This is a genomic window from Bradyrhizobium lupini (assembly GCF_040939785.1).
GTDB classification, from domain to species: domain Bacteria; phylum Pseudomonadota; class Alphaproteobacteria; order Rhizobiales; family Xanthobacteraceae; genus Bradyrhizobium; species Bradyrhizobium canariense_D.
This window is the reverse complement of sequence record NZ_CP162553.1, coordinates 7,324,911-7,340,838: the sequence shown is the minus strand read 5'-3', so window position 1 is coordinate 7,340,838 and position 15,928 is coordinate 7,324,911. Positions and strand designations below refer to the sequence as shown.

The following is a 15,928-nucleotide window of genomic DNA, read 5'->3' as shown; positions in this document are numbered from 1 at the left end:
GACCATGACGGAAGGCGTCTATCCATTAACACGTTCGGCGCGGGCGACGACCGCCTTCGCGCGCAGCTGGGCCAGGATCGCGCTCAAATGCTTGAGATCGTAGACTTCGAGATCGATCGTCGTCTCCGTGAAGTCCGGTGAGCGGCGCTGCATGCTGATGTTGTCGATGTTGCCGTCGTGCTCGGCGATCACGGTCGCGATCTGCGCCAGCGCGCCGGGTTCGTTGACATTCTCGACCTTGATGCGGGCCGGGAAGCGCTGCGGCGCGGAGTCCTCGATGTCCCAGCGCACGTCGAGCCAGCGCTCCGGCTCTTCTTCGAAATCCTTCAGGGCCGGCGCCTGGATTGGGTAGATGGTGATGCCCTCGCCCGGCGTGACGATGCCGACGATGCGGTCGCCGGGCACTGCGCCGCCATTCGGCGCAAACTTCACCGGCAGGTCGGAATTGATGCCGCGGATCGGAATCGCGACCGGGGTGCGCGGCGGTTCGAACGACTTCTCCTTGAGCTTGCCGGCAAGCCCCTTCTTGACGCCGTAGCGCGCGATGCGCTCCTCCTTGTAGTCGGGATACATCGCACGCGCGACGTGGGAGGCCTTGATCTCGCCGCGTCCCACAGCCGCCATGACGTCCTCGATCGAGGTTCGTGCCAGCCGCGGCAGCGCGCCCTTGAGCTTGTCGTCGGCATATTCGATCTTGGCGCGCTCGAACAGGCGCTCGACGATGCGCCGGCCGAGACCGACATATTGATCGCGCACCGCAGTCCTGGTGGCGCGGCGGATTGCGGCGCGCGCCTTGCCGGTGACCGCGAGCGTTTCCCAGGCGGACGGCGGCGCCGCTTGCGCTTCGGAGGTCAGCACCTCGACCTCGTCGCCATTCTGGAGCTCCGAGGACAGCGGCGCAAACTGGCCGTTGATCTTGCAGCCCACCGCGCTGTTGCCGACGTCGGTATGCACGGCATAGGCGAAGTCGATCACGTTGGCATGGCGCGGCAGCGCAATCAGCTTGCCCTTTGGGGTGAAGCAGAACACCTGGTCGTGGAACAGCTCGAGCTTGGTGTGCTCGAGGAATTCCTCGGGGTTGGCGCTCTCCGAGAGGATGCCGATGGTGTGGCGCAACCAGGCGAACGCATTGGACTCGCGCTTGAGGAATTCGGTCGGCGAGCCCACGCCTTCCTTGTAGAACACGTGCGCGGCGATGCCGCGCTCGGCGATCTGGTCCATCGCCTCGGTGCGGATTTGCAACTCGACGCGCTGGTTGCCGGGGCCGATCACGGTGGTGTGGATCGAGCGATAGTCGTTCTGCTTCGGCGTCGAGATGTAGTCCTTGAACCGCCCGGGCACGACCGGCCAGTTCGTGTGGACGATGCCGAGCGCGCGGTAGCAGGCCTCGATGTCGTTGACGACGACGCGGAAGCCGAAGATGTCGGACAATTGCTCGAAGCCGACCGACTTCCGCTCCATCTTGGTCCAGATCGAGAATGGCTTCTTGCGGCGGCCATAGACCCGCGCGCCCAAGCCCCGGTGGCGCAGATTGTTGGAGAGCTGGTCCTCGATTTCGCCGATCAGATTGCGGTTGCGCTCCGCCAGCGCATCGAGCCGCTGCATCACCACCGAATAGGCTTCCGGGTCGAGGGTCCGGAACGACAGGTCCTCCAGCTCCTCGCGCATTTCCTGCATGCCCATGCGCCCGGCCAGCGGCGCATAGATATCGAGCGTCTCCTCGGCAATGCGCCGTCGCGATTCCGTCGGCACGAAGTCCAGCGTGCGCATGTTGTGCAGGCGATCGGCGAGCTTCACCAGGAGCACGCGGACGTCGTCGGCAATGGCCAGCAACAATTTGCGCAGATTCTCGGCCTGTTTGGCCTCCCGCGACACCAGCTCCAGCCGCTTCAGCTTGGTCAGCCCTTCGACCAGCGCGCCGATCTCGGGCCCGAAGATCTGGTCGATCTCGGCCCGCGTCGCTTCGGTGTCCTCGATCGTGTCGTGGAGCAGCGCAGCCACGATGGTGGCGTCGTCGAGTTTCAGGTCGGTGAGAATCGCCGCCACTTCGAGCGGATGGGAGAAGTACGGGTCGCCCGAGGCGCGGGTCTGCGAGCCGTGCGCCTTCATGGCGTAGACATAGGCGCGGTTCAGCAGATCTTCGTCGGTGTTGGGATTGTAGGACCTGACGCGCTCGACGAGGTCATATTGACGCATCATGCGTGCGCGAGGCTTCGCCGGGCGCGCCACCGGCGCAGTCGGGGCCACGGCAACCGATTCGGTTGCGGCCTGCATCTGCGTTGGTGTGCGGCGTCGATATACCATGCCGTCCTGCCTTCAAACGGACCACGACAGAGCCCGTTGTATACATCTTAGCTCCGATCGCGCGCGTGTCCGATCAATTCAGTGACAGGGACAGGCGCGAACCGACGACGCTATGGTAACCACGAAAACGCCAACAAAAGCAAAGGCCCGAACAACGGTTCGGGCCTTTGATCAGATCACAAAGAAGTCGATGAGCGCGACGGGACGATTTACTCGTCTTCCTCGGGTTGCTCCTCGGGCGGCGCGAGGCCTTCGAGACCCTTCAGGAGCTCTTCTTCCGTCATGCGCTCAACGGCGACTTCGGTATCGTCTGCATCCACGCTTGCACCGGCGGAACCGATCAGCGGCACAGTGTCAGGCTCGGGCTCGTCGACCTCGACGAACTTCTGCAGCGAGTGCACCAGCTCCTCGCGGAGGTCCTCCGGCGAAATGGTGGTCTCAGCAATTTCGCGCAAAGACACAACAGGGTTCTTGTCGTTATCACGGTCAACCGTTAGTTGTGAACCAGACGAAATCATGCGGGCGCGGTGGGCGGCCAGCAGGACCAGGTCAAACCGGTTGTCGACCTTGTCGATACAATCTTCTACGGTGACGCGAGCCATCGACTGTCGCTCCGTTGTGGGTGGGACGAAATATGTGGATGAATGCCGGTAGTTATAGGGACCGGGAGGGTTTCGCAAGGCCAATTTGTGATTTGGCCTCGCCAAACGGCTCTGCTACCCCCACATTGGCGCTGGGATGGGTGGTTACCCGGGCCGCCGGCGAGGGCGGCGCCGGGTATGTGCAAGTTGGCCATAACTATACCTTGATTGCCCCGACTTCTCCGGATTTGCGGTTTCGACGGGTTTCGGCGGGACTTTAGAAGCGCGCGGCTTGCTGTCGCCGCGCCAACAATAAACGATCAATCACGAACTCTACGCGAGCAAACTGAATGTCACCTTCCTCTACCGACAAGATCGCGCTCTTCATCGATGGAGCCAATCTCTACGCGACGGCAAAAACTCTGGGCTTCGACATCGATTACAAGCGCCTGCTGAAGGAGTTTCAGAGCCGCGGGACGCTACTTAGGGCGTTCTACTACACCGCGATCATCGAGGATCAGGAGTACTCCTCGATCCGGCCGCTGATCGACTGGCTCGACTACAACGGCTACACCGTCGTCACCAAGGCGACCAAGGAGTTCATCGACGCCTCCGGCCGCCGCAAGGTCAAGGGCAACATGGACATCGAGCTCGCCGTGAACGCCATGGAGCTCGCCGAGCACATCGACCAGATGGTGCTGTTCTCGGGCGACGGCGACTTCCGCTCTCTGGTCGAGGCCGTTCAGCGCCGCGGCGTGCGGGTCACCGTGATTTCCACGATCGCCAGCCAGCCGCCGATGATCGCCGACGAGCTGCGCCGGCAGGCCGACGTCTTCACCGACCTCGTCGAGCTGCAGTCCAAGCTCGGTCGCGACCCGTCCGAACGCCCCGCCCCGCGTGACCGCGGCGACCGCGAGGCGCGCCACCACGCTCCGCAGTTCCTCCAGCGCGCAACCACGATGGCGCCGGCGAGGGGCGATGACGACTTCGAGGAGTGAGGCGGCCCGGTCAAGCCGCCAGCCTCTCAGCCTCGTCCCCGACCGTGACTGTCCGCTCTGTCCGCGCCTGGTCGCCTTTCGCGAGGCGAACCGCGCGCGCGAGCCATTGTGGCACAATGCACCGGTTGCGCCTTTCGGCGACATCAAGGCGCGCCTGCTGATCGTCGGCCTTGCGCCGGGGATGCAGGGCGCCAACCGCACCGGCCGTCCCTTCACCGGCGATTATGCCGGCGACCTGCTCTACACCACGCTGCTCGAATACGGATTCGCCAAGGGCCAATATCGGGCGCGTCCCGACGACGGCCTGAAGCTGGTCGACTGCCGGATCGCCAATGCGGTGCATTGCGTGCCGCCCCAGAACAAGCCGCTGCCGGTCGAGATCAACACCTGCCGGCAGTTTCTCGCCGCGAATCTCGCAACGATGCCGAACCTGCGCGCGATCGTCGCCCTCGGGCGCATTGCGCACGACACCGTGCTCAAGCCGCTGAACCTGAAGGGATCGCAAGCCCCCTTCGGCCACGGCGCCGTGCATCAGGCCGGCGCATTCAGGCTCTACGACAGCTATCACTGCTCCCGCTACAACACGAACACCCGCGTGCTGACGCCGGACATGTTCCGCTCCGTGTTCGCGAAGGTGAAGGCCGACCTCGACTAATCCCTAGACAAGCCTTTGGCCGGATTGGCCTTCAGCCAGTCCAGCACATCGCCGGCGTTCCGGTCGGGCGGAAACACCGGATAGAACACATGCGTGATCCTGGCGTCGTCGACGATCAGCGCAAGGCGCTTGATCAGCGTCAGGCCCGCAACCTCCATGGTCGGCAAATTCAGGGCGCGCGTGAGCGCCAGCTTCTCGTCCGAGAGCACCGGGAACGGCAGATGCAGCCGCGAGGCCATCTCGGTCTGGTACGCGTTGCTCTGGGTCGAGAGGCCGAACACCTGCGCGGCGCCGGCGGCCTTCAGCTCGGCGAACAGATCGCGAAACGCGCAAGTCTGCGGCGTGCAGCCGCGCGCGCCCGGGATGATGTCCCAATCGTCGACCAGCGCGATCTTGCCGGGCTCGCCGGTGCGCGGATAGGCGAACACCACGGTCCGGCCACGCAGCGCCGACAGCGCGACTGACGTGTCGTCAGTGGCGAGCAGGCTGACCGGCGGCAGCGTCATGCCTTTCAGGTGCGCGGCGCCGCCGTCATCCGCGGGGGCGGGAATCCGGGTCCAATCAACCTCGAGCAGGTTTCTCTGAGTCATCCCGCTATCCCCTCGCCCGCATCAGGCGGCCCTTCTCCCGGCTCCACTCGCGCTTCTTCTCGGACTCGCGCTTGTCGTGCAGCTTCTTGCCTTTTGCAACCGCGAGCTGCAATTTCGCGCGACCACGCTCGTTGAAGTAAAGCTTGAGCGGGATCAGCGTCATGCCTTCGCGGTCGACCGCTCCCATCAGCTTGTTGATCTGCTTGCGATGCAGCAGCAGTTTTCGCGGCCGCTTGGGCTCGTGATTGAAGCGGTTGCCCTGAAGATATTCCGGAATGGTGGCGTTGATCAGCCAGATCTCGCCGTCCTTGGAATCGGCGTAGGATTCCGCGATCGTGCTCTTGCCGTTGCGGATCGACTTGACCTCGGTGCCGGTCAGGGCAATGCCGACCTCGATCGTATCCTCGATCGCATAGTTGAAGCGGGCCTTGCGATTTTCCGCCATGACCTTGATCGGACGTTCATTCTTGTCGGCCATGGGGGACAAACCTGATCGAGATGCGCGAGGACGCTAACAGTTTGGATGAAGCGCGCGCGTCAAGACTTCTTGAGGAGATCGCGGATCTCGGTCAGCAGCTCGACCTCGGCCGACGGCTTCGGCGGAGCGGCAGGCTCCGCCTCGTCCTTGCGCTTCAACTTGTTCATGGCACGGATCACCAGGAACAGCACGAAGGCAATGATGATGAAGTTGATCGTCAGCGTGAGGAAGTTGCCCCAAGCCAAGACGGCACCCTGCTTTTTCGCGTCCGCGAGATTTGCGGCGGTGACCTTGCTCGAAAGCGGCGTGAAGTAGTTCGAGAAGTCGAGGCCGCCGGTAACTGCGCCGATGATGGGCATGATCACGTCGCCGACCAGCGACGTCACGATGGCGCCGAAGGCCGCACCGATGATGACGCCGACCGCGAGGTCAACGACGTTGCCCTTCATGGCGAATTCGCGGAACTCCGTGAGCATCCGCGTGCCTCTTTCCTCGATCGCCATGAAAGCTCCCCGATCGGCCAGCGCGTCAGTTGATGAGGCCGGCATGAACCATTGCGCTGCGCACGGCAACGCGGGTCGGCTCGGTGACCGGCACCATCGGCAGCCGCAGCGTCTCGTCCAGCTTGCCGAGCAGCGACAGCGCGTACTTGATCGGCGCCGGATTGCTCTCGATGAAGAGGTTGTTGTGCAGCGGCATCAGCTTGTCGTGCAGCTTCAGCGCGGTGGCATGATCGCCCTTCGCCCAGGCGGCCTGGAACTCCGAGCACAGCCGCGGCGCGACGTTCGAGGTCACCGAGATGCAGCCATGGCCGCCATGGGCCATGTAACCCAGGATGGTCGCATCCTCGCCCGAGAGCTGGTTGAAGTCCTCGCCCATTGCCGCGCGCTGCTGCGAGACGCGAACCATGCTGGCGGTGGCGTCCTTGACGCCGGCGATGTTCTTCAGCTCCCACAGCCGCGACATGGTGTCGACCGACATGTCGATCACGGAACGCGGCGGGATGTTGTAGATGATGATCGGAATCCCGATCGCGTCGTTGATCGCCTTGAAGTGCTGGTACATGCCTTCCTGGGTCGGCTTGTTGTAGTAGGGCGTCACGACCAGAACCGCGTTGGCGCCCGCCTTTTCAGCGTGCTGGGCGAGCTCGATCGCCTCCTTGGTCGAGTTGGAGCCAGCGCCGGCGACGACAGGCACGCGGCCTTTCGCTTCCTCGATGCACCATTCGACGACCTTCTTGTGCTCGTCATGGCTCAGCGTCGGGCTCTCGCCGGTGGTGCCGACCGGGACCAGGCCGTTGGTGCCCTCCGAAATCTGCCAGTTGACCAGGGAGCGGAACGCCGCCTCGTCCAGCGAGCCGTTCTTGAACGGCGTGACCAAGGCGGTGAACGATCCCCGGAATTTCGTCTTGGCTGCCATGGACTTCCTCCGTACGCGGCGATCTCGAGCAAGCCGCATTCATATCGGGTCTATCCCGCCGGTAAAAGACCCGCTTCCGTGTGACGCACGGGTTTAGGCCGCGATTTTGCCGCGGTGGTGGTGCAAACCCGGCAAAGGTAAGCGGCTGTTGGTATTTTGTCCGCATATTCAATCAAATATAGCCAGATCTTGTACAGCTAGGTCTTGAGCCAATTGACTGATTCGGGGCGACGAAACGCCGTGATCTCCTTTCCGCGCGCCGCATGGCGATCCACCGGTCTGGTCGTGTGCCTGATGGCAGGGCTGTCGGCCGGCTGCGCCGCCTGGGCCAAATCCAATGAAACAACCGCGGAGACCGTGAAGGAAACCGCGAAGGAAATCGCAAAGCCAGCCGCCAAGGACACCGCGAAGGGGGCGTCCAAGGGAACCGGCAAGGACATTTCGAAGGACGCCGCCAAGGGCGCAAGCAAGGGCGCGACCAGTCCACCCGCCAAGGATGCCGCGAAGAAGCCTGCCAAGGACGCTGGCAAGGATGCTGGCAAGAACGCAGGCAAGGAACCTGCGAAGGACAAGCTGAAGCCTGCGGCTGTCGCGCCGAAACCTCAGCCGGCCGCGGGCGGCTCGGTCCCGAAGACCGCACCCGCACCGGCAGCAACGGCCATCGTCAGACCGACCGCCCCGGCCTCCGCCAAGCCCGTCGCGGCTCCTGTCCTGGCTCCGGCGACCCGCCAGCATGCCGCCCCGCGCAAGCCGGTCACACCGGCTGCGGTTGCTGCGACCTCCTCGACGCCGCAAGCCGACAAGGACACGCTGGAGACCGTGATCGAGCTCGTGCGCAAGCGCAAGGCGGGCGACGCCACCAGTGCCGCGGCCACGATCTCGGATCCGGTCGCGCGAAAACTCGCGGAATGGATCATCCTTCGCAGCGAGGACAATGCCGCGACTGTGGAGCGCTACCGCGCCTTCCTGTCCGCCAATCCGAGCTGGCCCTCGCAGACCTTCCTGCGCCGGCGCCTGGAGGCCGCGATGTGGGACGACAGGCGCGACGACCAGGTCGCGTGGTCGTGGTTCGAGAACGAATCCCCCGTGTCCGCCAAGGGCCGCTTCACGCTCGCCAAGGCGATGCTGGCGCGCGGCGACCGTGCCAACGCCGAACGTCTGGTGCGCGATGCCTGGCGCAGCGACCCGATGTCGGAAGAGACCGAAAACAACGCACTCGACCAGTTCGGCGCGCTGCTGACGCCCGGCGATCAGAAGGCGCGGATGGATACGCTGCTCTACGGCAGCGAGAACGAGGCCGCATTGCGGGCTGCAAAGCGCCTCGGGGCCGGCTATGTCGCACTCGCCAAAGCCCGCATCGCCTCCCTCAAGAAAGCGCCGAACGCTCGTGCGCTGCTCGAAGCCGTGCCGCGCGAGCTGCACGGCGATCCGGGCTTCATCTTCAGCAAGATCCAGCTGCTGCGCCGCGAGGAGAAATTTGCGGAAGCCGCCCAGCTCATGCTGTCGGCACCGAAGGATCCGGGCCGGCTCTACAATCTCGACGAATGGTGGATCGAACGGCGCCTCCTGGCGCGCAAGATGATCGACACCGAGGAATTCCGCAGCGCCTATCTGATCGCGCGCGATGCGGCCCTGCCCTCGCGCGACATCTACAAGACCGAGCAAGAGTTCACCGCCGGCTGGATCGCGCTGCGCTTCCTCAACGATCCCGCGGCCGCCACCCAGCACTTTGCCCGCATCGGGATCGGCAGCGTCAATCCGACCACGCTGGCGCGCGCCGGCTATTGGCAGGGCCGCGCCGCCGAAGCTGCAGGCCGCCAGCAGGAGGCGCGCAACGCCTACGCGCGGGCCGCCGAGCAATCCACCAGCTATTACGGCCAGCTCGCACGCGCCAAGCTCGGCCTGCCGCAGATCGAGCTCAACGTTCAGCCGCGCAGCCGCGGTGCCGAACGGCTGGAGATCGTGCGCGCCGCGCAGCTGCTCTACGAGCTCGACGAGCGCGAGATGGTGATACCGTTGCTCGCCGACATGGGCGAGAACGGCGATCCCGAAGCGCTAGCCGGCCTCGGCGAGCTCACCCAGCGCCACAGCGACGCGCGCGGCATGCTGCTGCTCGGCAAGGCCGCGCTCAATCGCGGGCTGCCGTTCGATTTCTATGCCTATCCCGTCAACGGCATTCCGCAATTCACGCCGATCGGACCCGAGGTCGAGCGCAGCATCATCTACGCCATCGCGCGGCAGGAGAGCGCCTTCAATCCCTCGGTCGTCTCGCCGGCGCAGGCCTATGGGCTGATGCAGGTGACGCCGGACGCTGCGCGCTATGTCTGCAAGCGGCACGGCGGGACCTACGATCTGGGGCGTCTGAAGAACGATTCGGCCTACAACGCCACGCTCGGCTCGGCCGAGCTCGGTGGACTGCTCGAAGACTATCGCGGCTCCTACATCATGACCTTCGCCGCTTACAATGCCGGCCGCGGCAGTGTGAAGAAGTGGATCGACCGCTACGGCGATCCGCGTGACCCCAAGGTCGACGCGGTCGACTGGGTCGAGCTGATCCCGTTCTCCGAGACGCGCAACTATGTGCAGCGGATCATGGAGAACCTTCAGGTCTACCGCGCCCGCTTCGGCGGCGGCACCCGGTTGCAGATCGAGGCTGATTTGCGCCGTGGCGCCGGCAGCGTGGAATAGCGGCGTGCCTATGAGACTCGCTTGCGGCGATCCGATAACAAGGTATCCGCGCGAGGGGGTAACGCGGTCAGCTCCCGGCGTTTGAGGCGGGGCCATCAACATGGGCCGGAGTGCTCCAGACCGTACGGTGAGAAGCTGAACGAGAAGATCGTGCAGGGCGGATCGGGCGCGCCTCAATAAGAGAAGAAAAGAACTACAAACATGGATCAGGCAATGTTGAGCGTCGCCCGTGCAGTAGAGGCAGGCGCGACGACGATGAAGGGTGTGATCGACGCCACGGGACTATCTCGTCTCAAAATCGAACGTGCGTTGAATGCGCTGGAAAAGCAGAAGCTGCTGGTCCGCGACGGGCAGGGTTTTCGCGGAACCAGCCCGACGAGGACAGCCCAGCCAGCCCGGCAATGCGGCTCGTGCAATGCCTGCTGCGATATCCTCGAAGTGGCGGCCGTCGACAAGCCGGTGAACCAGCTGTGCAGGCATTGGCAGACGGGCACTGGATGCACCATCTACGAGCGCCGTCCGCAGATGTGCCGTTCCTTCGTCTGCGCCTGGCTGCAGGGCCATCTGGATGACGACTGGTTTCCGGCGAAATCGGGCATCATCGTGCATTTCAGCCAGGACGCGGTCAACGTTACCGTCGATGACCATTGCCCCGATCGCTGGCGGGAGGAGCCCTATTTCAGCAAGCTCGCCGAATGGTCGCTGAATGGCATCAAGAGGATCGGAAACCGCGGCTACGCGACCCTCGTCGTCTCCGGTGCCGGGCGGTTCCTGCTGCTCGGGCGAACCGTCGTTCCGGAGCCGACGCTGTTCGGCACCGCGTTCCTCCCGCTCACCGCCGACACATTTCGATTCTGGCGGGCGAAATCCCCGGAGCATCTGCAGCGGCTGCACGAGCGCATCGCCGAGATCGAGCGGATCAGACAGGAATTCGGCTCCTGCACAATTCCCTCGAATGAGGACGACGATCCGCAAGCCCCCTATCGGCCGGCGCTTCTACGGCTGTCGCACCACGCCTAAACTCCGACGTCGTCGACGCGGCCTAACCCGCTCTATGCCGCTCGACTCGCGCTGGTTGCGGTCTAGACGGGCAGACCACGTTGGACGCCGTGGTGGCCATGAATCTCAAGGACCTGCCGGCGCCTCCGCCTCTTGCCACGGCGGCTGAAGTGGTCTTGATCGCGCGATCCGAACCCAGCTCTTGATCACCCAAAGCTACTCATCATTCCACACTCCACTCGTTCTTCAGAACATGTCGGAGATCCGTGGTCCGCCTGGTGCAAAAAAAGCCCCGGCGGTTTCCCGCCGGGGCTCTCTGTCAGGTCGTTAGACCGAACTTACCAGTTGCGCTGAGCGCGGAGGAGCAGAACGAGCGTGTCCTGATCCTTCAGCTCGTACACGGCGGCCGGCTTGGCCGTCGTGCCGGCACCAGCGTAAGCAACCGTACCAGCGTACTTCTGGTCCAGATGGGTCCAGGAGAGGTCGGCCGAGAACGTCAGGTTCTTGACCGGGGTCCAGCGGGTGATGACACCGACTTGGCCGATGGCGAAGTCAGGATTACAACCCGTCACGCCCGCCAGGCCGCCGAACACGCCGCCAGCACCGCCAGCGCCGCAGAGGGTGGTCTTGGCAAGAGTGCCGTACTGCGCCTGAGCGTAAGCACCGTAGATCGCGGTGTTCCAGTATGGATCCCAGTTATGGGTGTAGGCACCGCGGAAGCCCCAGGTCTTGACGGTTTCCTGACCGCTGCCGGTCACGAACACGGTGTCCGGAGCGATGGCGAAGCCGACGCTCTGGTAGGCAACGCCGGAGCTGCCGAACATCGAGTAGCTGCCGCCCGCCAGGTTCTGGAAGTTGTAGCGGGATGCGCCGTCGGTGTAGACGCCCTGGATGTTGATCACGTCACCCGCGCCAGTCGGGATGTTCTTGATCGACAAAGCGAGCTGAGCAGCCCAACCCCACTTGTCGTCGGGATGGCCAGTCGGCTCGGTGGCGCCGTAGTAGGCAACGTGGTTGTCATGCGCAGCGACCGACGCCTGGAACAGACCCCAAGCCTGGTCGACACGGACCATACCGACGAGGTTCGGCGAACGCGAACCGCCGATGGCGTTGGAGCCATACGAACCGCCGATCATGCCGGCCGCAGTCGCGCCAGTCATGTTCAGGTTGCCAGCCTGGTAATAGGCCGTCGCATCTTCAGCCGAGAACGACGCCGTCACGCCCTGACCGAAGTCAGCGGTGTAGGTGAACTGGTTGACACCAGTGACCGTGCCGGAACCGCCGACGAGGCTGTCGAAGTTGTTGCCGGGATAGTTGGTCCAGGGCGCGTCGAACTGCGACACGGCCTTACCCATGGTGAAGCCAGCGAACTGGATGAAGGCGTAGTACACGCCGAGCGAACCGCCGGAGGTCGCGCCGTCGGTGCCGTTGACGGCCGAACCAACGAGCGCCGGGGCGGCGCCGGAGGTGTTGAGCGCCAGCGTGCTGCTGTAGGCAGTGGTACCGGTCGCGCTGCCGGTGCCGGCGTAGTTGCCGGTGGTCCAGGAGAACACGCCGTCGAAGAAGGTACGGACGACGCCGTACTCGGTCGCGGTGCGCGTGTCGATGTTGAGATCTTCACGAGCGCGCATGGTGTAGTAGTTCGTCAGACGGTTGCGCGCGCCGTTGTTCGACGTGAGCTGACCGCTGAAGTCCGAGTTGGTGTTCAGCGCGACTTCAGCGCGCAGATAACCACCCAGCTTGATGCAGGTGTCGGTGCCGGGGATGTAGTAGAAACCCGCACCGTACAGGGAGCAGATCTTCACGTATTCGACCGCTTTGGCCTTCACGGGGAGATCGGCTGCCTGCGCTCCGCCAACAGCGAGCAGACCCGCCGCGGAACCGAGCAAAAGGCTCTTAACCAACTTCATGTTAAACCTCCAAGTTTGCCATAGGGAAGGTTCCGGATCCGCTGGGTGAAGACACCCTAAGGTTGGTTCCCTTGTCCCTTAAATTCACCGCTTAGTCGCTTCGCGCCTTCGGACACACCCGCTGAACGCGAGGGACTTAAGCGAACCACCTAAGACGGGACGACCTCGGGATGCCCCCCTCCGTCGCTCAGTCACAATTACCGAACCCCCTTGCACACACAACAACAGAACGCTTCAGAACCGGCCGATCGAGCGTGTTTTCCAACGGGTGTTGCACAAATAACACGCAGATGTGACCATGGCGACTTTGTAACACTTTGACTCTGCTGATCTTTTTCGACGGGTTTAATCTGCCATCAAAAGTTCCGGCACCAGCCCCTCACATTCGTGGAGACGCCTCGCTGTGGGTCTGGGGCGGCCGAATCGTGGAATCAACCAGGGACTCGCCGTGCGCCAGTCCTTCGGGAACTGGCTGGCCTAACCATCAAGCGGCTGCAAGATCGACAAAATATCGATCTGCGCATCGTCGATCGCTTGCAGGACTTCACCGTCGAGCTTGTCTCGCAATCGACAAAGCGATGAAATGACTCTTCGAGCCGCTTGCGGAGATCGCTGTTGTCGCCAGGACCGATTGAAAACGCGTACGTCTCGAAGCGATCGGGATATTGCCTATCGATATCTCGCAGTGAGCTACCCAGCTGGATGCTCTACGTCCTGACTATTATAAGATGAGATCCGTAGCGGCGGAGTCCTGACAGTTGAAGAATGAAACAGCGTGCCAGATCGTCCCTGCTTTGATTTCCAAGGGCCGTTTCCACGGAAAGAGAAATCGCCAGACAAGGCCCTCCCTGATTGCGGCGACGCCTGGCGCGACGGGGCAGATCCTCGGCCGGCGAGCGAATGATCCCACTAATAGTGAGAGCGCCCTCCCCGCAGCCTATAACACGGGACCCCGTCAGCCGATCTGAGGGGCAATCACCGCTCATAGTTTGTGGCAGATCGCGGAAAGAGACAATCAAATCAATCGCTTGCAAATGAATCACTGATGAGGCGGTCGGCGACGAAGGCAGTCGTCCCACACGCGGGCCATTCGATCCAATTTGAAAGCAAAATCAATCGTTTATATGGATGAAGGGACCCTTTGTCCGCGCCAGAACCACTCTCAATACAAGCGCCAGAACCTCCAGCTTGGCGTCCGTTATCGCGGCGTTACGTTCTCGGCCCGAGAGCAAACCGCTTGGTTTCGGAATTCGCTGGGAATATTCGAGCAAAAACACACGCTTCCAAATTGACCAGCCCAAGTAATTAGATGCATAAGGCTCGCACCGGAGAGGTGGCCGAGTGGCTGAAGGCAACGCTTTGCTAAAGCGTCATACGGTCTCAAGCTGTATCGAGGGTTCAGATCCCTCCCTCTCCGCCACTCCGCAGCTGTCCGGCCCGAACACATGGGTAACGGAACGTACCTAAGACATGGGTGACAGCCTCGTGCCGAACGGGTTGTCGAGAGGTTGCAGGGTTTTCTGCTCCGGGTCGAAGTATCCCAGATCATAGTGCAAGGGCGCGATCTAAATCCGCCGCCTCTGATCTGCGCCCAGTCATCTCGTCGGGATCGCTCACGCCGCTCCAGATCCGGATGGCGGACCACGAGGGAACCGATTAGCGAAAATCAGGTTCGCCTGCGAAAACGACCGCCGGGACGTGATTCACCGCTCAGTGGGCGGAGACCCAGGCCCTCGCCTCGCGCTGGGCGGCTGAGATATCGGCATCCGACATCTGCCCGGCGACTTCCTGGCGCAGCGTCACGGCGTCCTTGCGGCCCTTGAGCGCGGCGAGGTTGAACCATTTGTGCGCGGCGACGAGATCGACGAGGCCGGCGCGTCCGCTCGCCCAATAGAGGCCGCGCTCGAACAGCACGTCCGACAGCGCGCCTGCGTCGATCGGCGTCGCGGTCTCCAGATCGAAAGTACCCTGAAACATAACGCATCCCCTTTTTTCTTATGCCGTCTCGCCCCCCGAGCGCGGCTCCCGTCCGATCAACTGTTCAACTCATCCGAGGCTTTTTGCCCGTGCCGTTTGCCGGCTTGTTGGAGGTAATGATGGCGGGCAAATTTGAATGGCAGTTTAAGTATCGCGATGAAGCAGACGTAAACGCGCCCGCGCCAGGCGCGCACGACAAATGCAAGAAATCCCTATTTTGCAGGGACTTCTGCAATTCGTCAGATTCGGTTTACCTTGGGATTTTGGGAGAACGATAACCATTGCGCACGGTGACGCGCGTCCTGTGGTGTCCCCGCCTGCTGTCGTCACCGTATTCCAGAGACAGCAATGGTCCCACGAGAAGCTGCGGGGTACTGGATCGCCCGGTCGGAGCCGGGCGATGACACCGCGAATGGAGAAGAGGTGCGCGAACTGCCTGCAATTGCGCTGCAGCCTCCCTGCTCAAGCAGGGCGCGCATATGAAGAAGTATATGGCTGGAAGCTCGACTGCGGCCATCCTTCGAGACGCCCGCCTGCGGCGGGCCCTCAGGATGAGGGATGAGGATGCGGCAGCATCAACGTAGATGGATGCAGCCGAGCCTCATCCGGAGGGGACCGCTAAGCGGTCCTCTCGAAGGACGAGGTGCTCGCTCAGGCGCCGCTGACGTCATATGCGACAACCCTGACTGCTCAAGGGCAGAACGGCCACATCGCGGTCAGATCAACAATGTCGGGATATGGGAATGCCGGCAATACCCCGGCCTCATGAGAACGAGGGCGTCGGCGAACACGTCAGGACCAGATTCCACGTTGGCCGAAGGCCGCCTGTGAAATTGCGGAGCCCCTTACGGAGAGCCGCACCGAACGAAGAAAACTTGGTTTCTTCTGCCGGACCGGGCTTAGCGAGCGAACCCGCGAAGAGAACGATCCGACCGTTGACCTGATGTCTCGCCGACACCCTCTATCGTCGACCAGAACCTTTTGAGAGGCGCTGATGACGTGCCGGCTCTCTAGGAGCCGGCAACTTCAAAAAGCGAAGTTACTTCTTCTTGGCGACCTTGCGGGTCTTCTTCGCAGTCTTCTTCACTGCGCTCTTCGCCTTCTTCGCCTTCTTTGCCTTCTTAGCTTTCTTGGCCATGTTGCCCTCCGATGTGTGAGATGGCTTAATCGCTGCATGCAGTCGGGGATCGAGTGCACACTCATCCCGAATACACCAACACAACGAAAAAAACAGCGTCTCGCTTAAAGAAGTGTTGACGGCGAAACGCGCCTGCGCTGGCGAACGCGATGCAAACGGACTGCATGAGGTGTGCTTGCGATCGCAGAGAG

Annotated in this window: 12 protein-coding genes and 1 tRNA gene; 5 read left to right on the top strand and 8 right to left on the bottom strand. The window is 62.8% G+C overall.

The features are described from left to right. Positions 1–18 precede the first annotated feature (18 nt). On the bottom strand, positions 19–2,304 hold the full coding sequence (locus tag AB3L03_RS35330; RefSeq protein ID WP_026233572.1) for a bifunctional (p)ppGpp synthetase/guanosine-3',5'-bis(diphosphate) 3'-pyrophosphohydrolase: 2,286 nt from the start codon (positions 2,302–2,304) through the stop codon (positions 19–21). A 209-nt stretch (positions 2,305–2,513) separates the two neighbouring features. Then, positions 2,514–2,906, bottom strand: a complete 393-nt coding sequence (rpoZ, locus tag AB3L03_RS35325) for a DNA-directed RNA polymerase subunit omega (protein WP_007603391.1) — start codon at positions 2,904–2,906, stop codon at positions 2,514–2,516. 329 nt (positions 2,907–3,235) lie between these two features. On the opposite strand from rpoZ, the gene AB3L03_RS35320 reads away from it, so the two are divergent. Together AB3L03_RS35320 and AB3L03_RS35315 are read left to right on the top strand one after the other, a co-directional pair. Next, the gene (locus AB3L03_RS35320) at positions 3,236–3,883 is read left to right on the top strand and encodes an NYN domain-containing protein (RefSeq protein ID WP_007603390.1); all 648 of its coding nucleotides are present in this window, start codon (positions 3,236–3,238) and stop codon (positions 3,881–3,883) included. Beyond that, positions 3,864–4,538 (top strand): uracil-DNA glycosylase, encoded by a 675-nt coding sequence (locus AB3L03_RS35315; protein WP_026233573.1) that lies wholly within the window; start codon positions 3,864–3,866, stop codon positions 4,536–4,538. Before AB3L03_RS35320 ends, AB3L03_RS35315 begins: the two co-directional genes overlap by 20 nt. On the opposite strand, the gene AB3L03_RS35310 is transcribed toward AB3L03_RS35315, so the two are convergent. From AB3L03_RS35310 to dapA, 4 genes are read right to left on the bottom strand one after another with little or no spacing between them, the layout of a single operon-like run. Next, positions 4,535–5,128 carry a peroxiredoxin gene (locus AB3L03_RS35310; protein WP_317246347.1) on the bottom strand — a complete coding sequence of 198 codons (594 nt, stop codon included), beginning with the start codon at positions 5,126–5,128 and terminating at the stop codon, positions 4,535–4,537. The two genes, AB3L03_RS35315 and AB3L03_RS35310, sit on opposite strands and share 4 nt — an antisense overlap. 4 nt (positions 5,129–5,132) lie before the next feature. After that, the gene (gene smpB, locus AB3L03_RS35305; protein ID WP_368507956.1) at positions 5,133–5,606 is read right to left on the bottom strand and encodes an SsrA-binding protein SmpB; all 474 of its coding nucleotides are present in this window, start codon (positions 5,604–5,606) and stop codon (positions 5,133–5,135) included. A gap of 59 nt (positions 5,607–5,665) precedes the next feature. Further along, entirely contained in the window at positions 5,666–6,109 is a 444-nt protein-coding gene (gene mscL, locus AB3L03_RS35300; protein WP_085351428.1) for a large conductance mechanosensitive channel protein MscL, read from the bottom strand. Positions 6,110–6,134: 25 nt separating this feature from the next. Then, positions 6,135–7,025 carry a 4-hydroxy-tetrahydrodipicolinate synthase gene (gene dapA / locus AB3L03_RS35295; RefSeq protein ID WP_368507955.1) on the bottom strand — a complete coding sequence of 297 codons (891 nt, stop codon included), beginning with the start codon at positions 7,023–7,025 and terminating at the stop codon, positions 6,135–6,137. 294 nt (positions 7,026–7,319) lie between these two features. Here dapA and AB3L03_RS35290 point away from each other — a divergent pair, with 294 nt between their 5' ends. Both AB3L03_RS35290 and AB3L03_RS35285 read left to right on the top strand, forming a co-directional pair. Beyond that, positions 7,320–9,713 carry a transglycosylase SLT domain-containing protein gene (locus AB3L03_RS35290; RefSeq protein ID WP_368509113.1) on the top strand — a complete coding sequence of 798 codons (2,394 nt, stop codon included), beginning with the start codon at positions 7,320–7,322 and terminating at the stop codon, positions 9,711–9,713. A 201-nt stretch (positions 9,714–9,914) separates the two neighbouring features. Next, positions 9,915–10,733 carry a YkgJ family cysteine cluster protein gene (locus AB3L03_RS35285; RefSeq protein WP_026233575.1) on the top strand — a complete coding sequence of 273 codons (819 nt, stop codon included), beginning with the start codon at positions 9,915–9,917 and terminating at the stop codon, positions 10,731–10,733. A 317-nt stretch (positions 10,734–11,050) separates the two neighbouring features. Here the strand turns inward: AB3L03_RS35285 and AB3L03_RS35280 are convergent, their stop codons facing one another. Further along, positions 11,051–12,622: a porin gene (locus AB3L03_RS35280; RefSeq protein ID WP_085357377.1), complete on the bottom strand. Its 1,572-nt coding sequence runs from the start codon at positions 12,620–12,622 to the stop codon at positions 11,051–11,053. A 1,327-nt stretch (positions 12,623–13,949) separates the two neighbouring features. On the opposite strand from AB3L03_RS35280, the gene AB3L03_RS35275 reads away from it, so the two are divergent. Next, positions 13,950–14,042 (top strand) — tRNA-Ser (locus tag AB3L03_RS35275). A 290-nt stretch (positions 14,043–14,332) separates the two neighbouring features. Here the strand turns inward: AB3L03_RS35275 and AB3L03_RS35270 are convergent. Next, complete coding sequence (locus tag AB3L03_RS35270; RefSeq protein WP_085351418.1) at positions 14,333–14,599, bottom strand: hypothetical protein; 267 nt, start codon at positions 14,597–14,599, stop codon at positions 14,333–14,335. Positions 14,600–15,928: the final 1,329 nt, after the last annotated feature.

Excerpts from the sequence above, each read along its gene's own strand:
- AB3L03_RS35330 (WP_026233572.1), bottom strand. The coding sequence starts at position 2,304 with ATGGTATATCGACGCCGCACACCAACGCAGATGCAGGCCGCAACCGAA.
- rpoZ (WP_007603391.1), bottom strand. The coding sequence starts at position 2,906 with ATGGCTCGCGTCACCGTAGAAGATTGTATCGACAAGGTCGACAACCGG.
- AB3L03_RS35320 (WP_007603390.1), top strand. The coding sequence starts at position 3,236 with ATGTCACCTTCCTCTACCGACAAGATCGCGCTCTTCATCGATGGAGCC.
- AB3L03_RS35315 (WP_026233573.1), top strand. The coding sequence starts at position 3,864 with ATGACGACTTCGAGGAGTGAGGCGGCCCGGTCAAGCCGCCAGCCTCTC.
- AB3L03_RS35310 (WP_317246347.1), bottom strand. The coding sequence starts at position 5,128 with ATGACTCAGAGAAACCTGCTCGAGGTTGATTGGACCCGGATTCCCGCC.
- smpB (WP_368507956.1), bottom strand. The coding sequence starts at position 5,606 with ATGGCCGACAAGAATGAACGTCCGATCAAGGTCATGGCGGAAAATCGC.
- mscL (WP_085351428.1), bottom strand. The coding sequence starts at position 6,109 with ATGGCGATCGAGGAAAGAGGCACGCGGATGCTCACGGAGTTCCGCGAA.
- dapA (WP_368507955.1), bottom strand. The coding sequence starts at position 7,025 with ATGGCAGCCAAGACGAAATTCCGGGGATCGTTCACCGCCTTGGTCACG.
- AB3L03_RS35290 (WP_368509113.1), top strand. The coding sequence starts at position 7,320 with ATGGCAGGGCTGTCGGCCGGCTGCGCCGCCTGGGCCAAATCCAATGAA.
- AB3L03_RS35285 (WP_026233575.1), top strand. The coding sequence starts at position 9,915 with ATGGATCAGGCAATGTTGAGCGTCGCCCGTGCAGTAGAGGCAGGCGCG.
- AB3L03_RS35280 (WP_085357377.1), bottom strand. The coding sequence starts at position 12,622 with ATGAAGTTGGTTAAGAGCCTTTTGCTCGGTTCCGCGGCGGGTCTGCTC.
- AB3L03_RS35270 (WP_085351418.1), bottom strand. The coding sequence starts at position 14,599 with ATGTTTCAGGGTACTTTCGATCTGGAGACCGCGACGCCGATCGACGCA.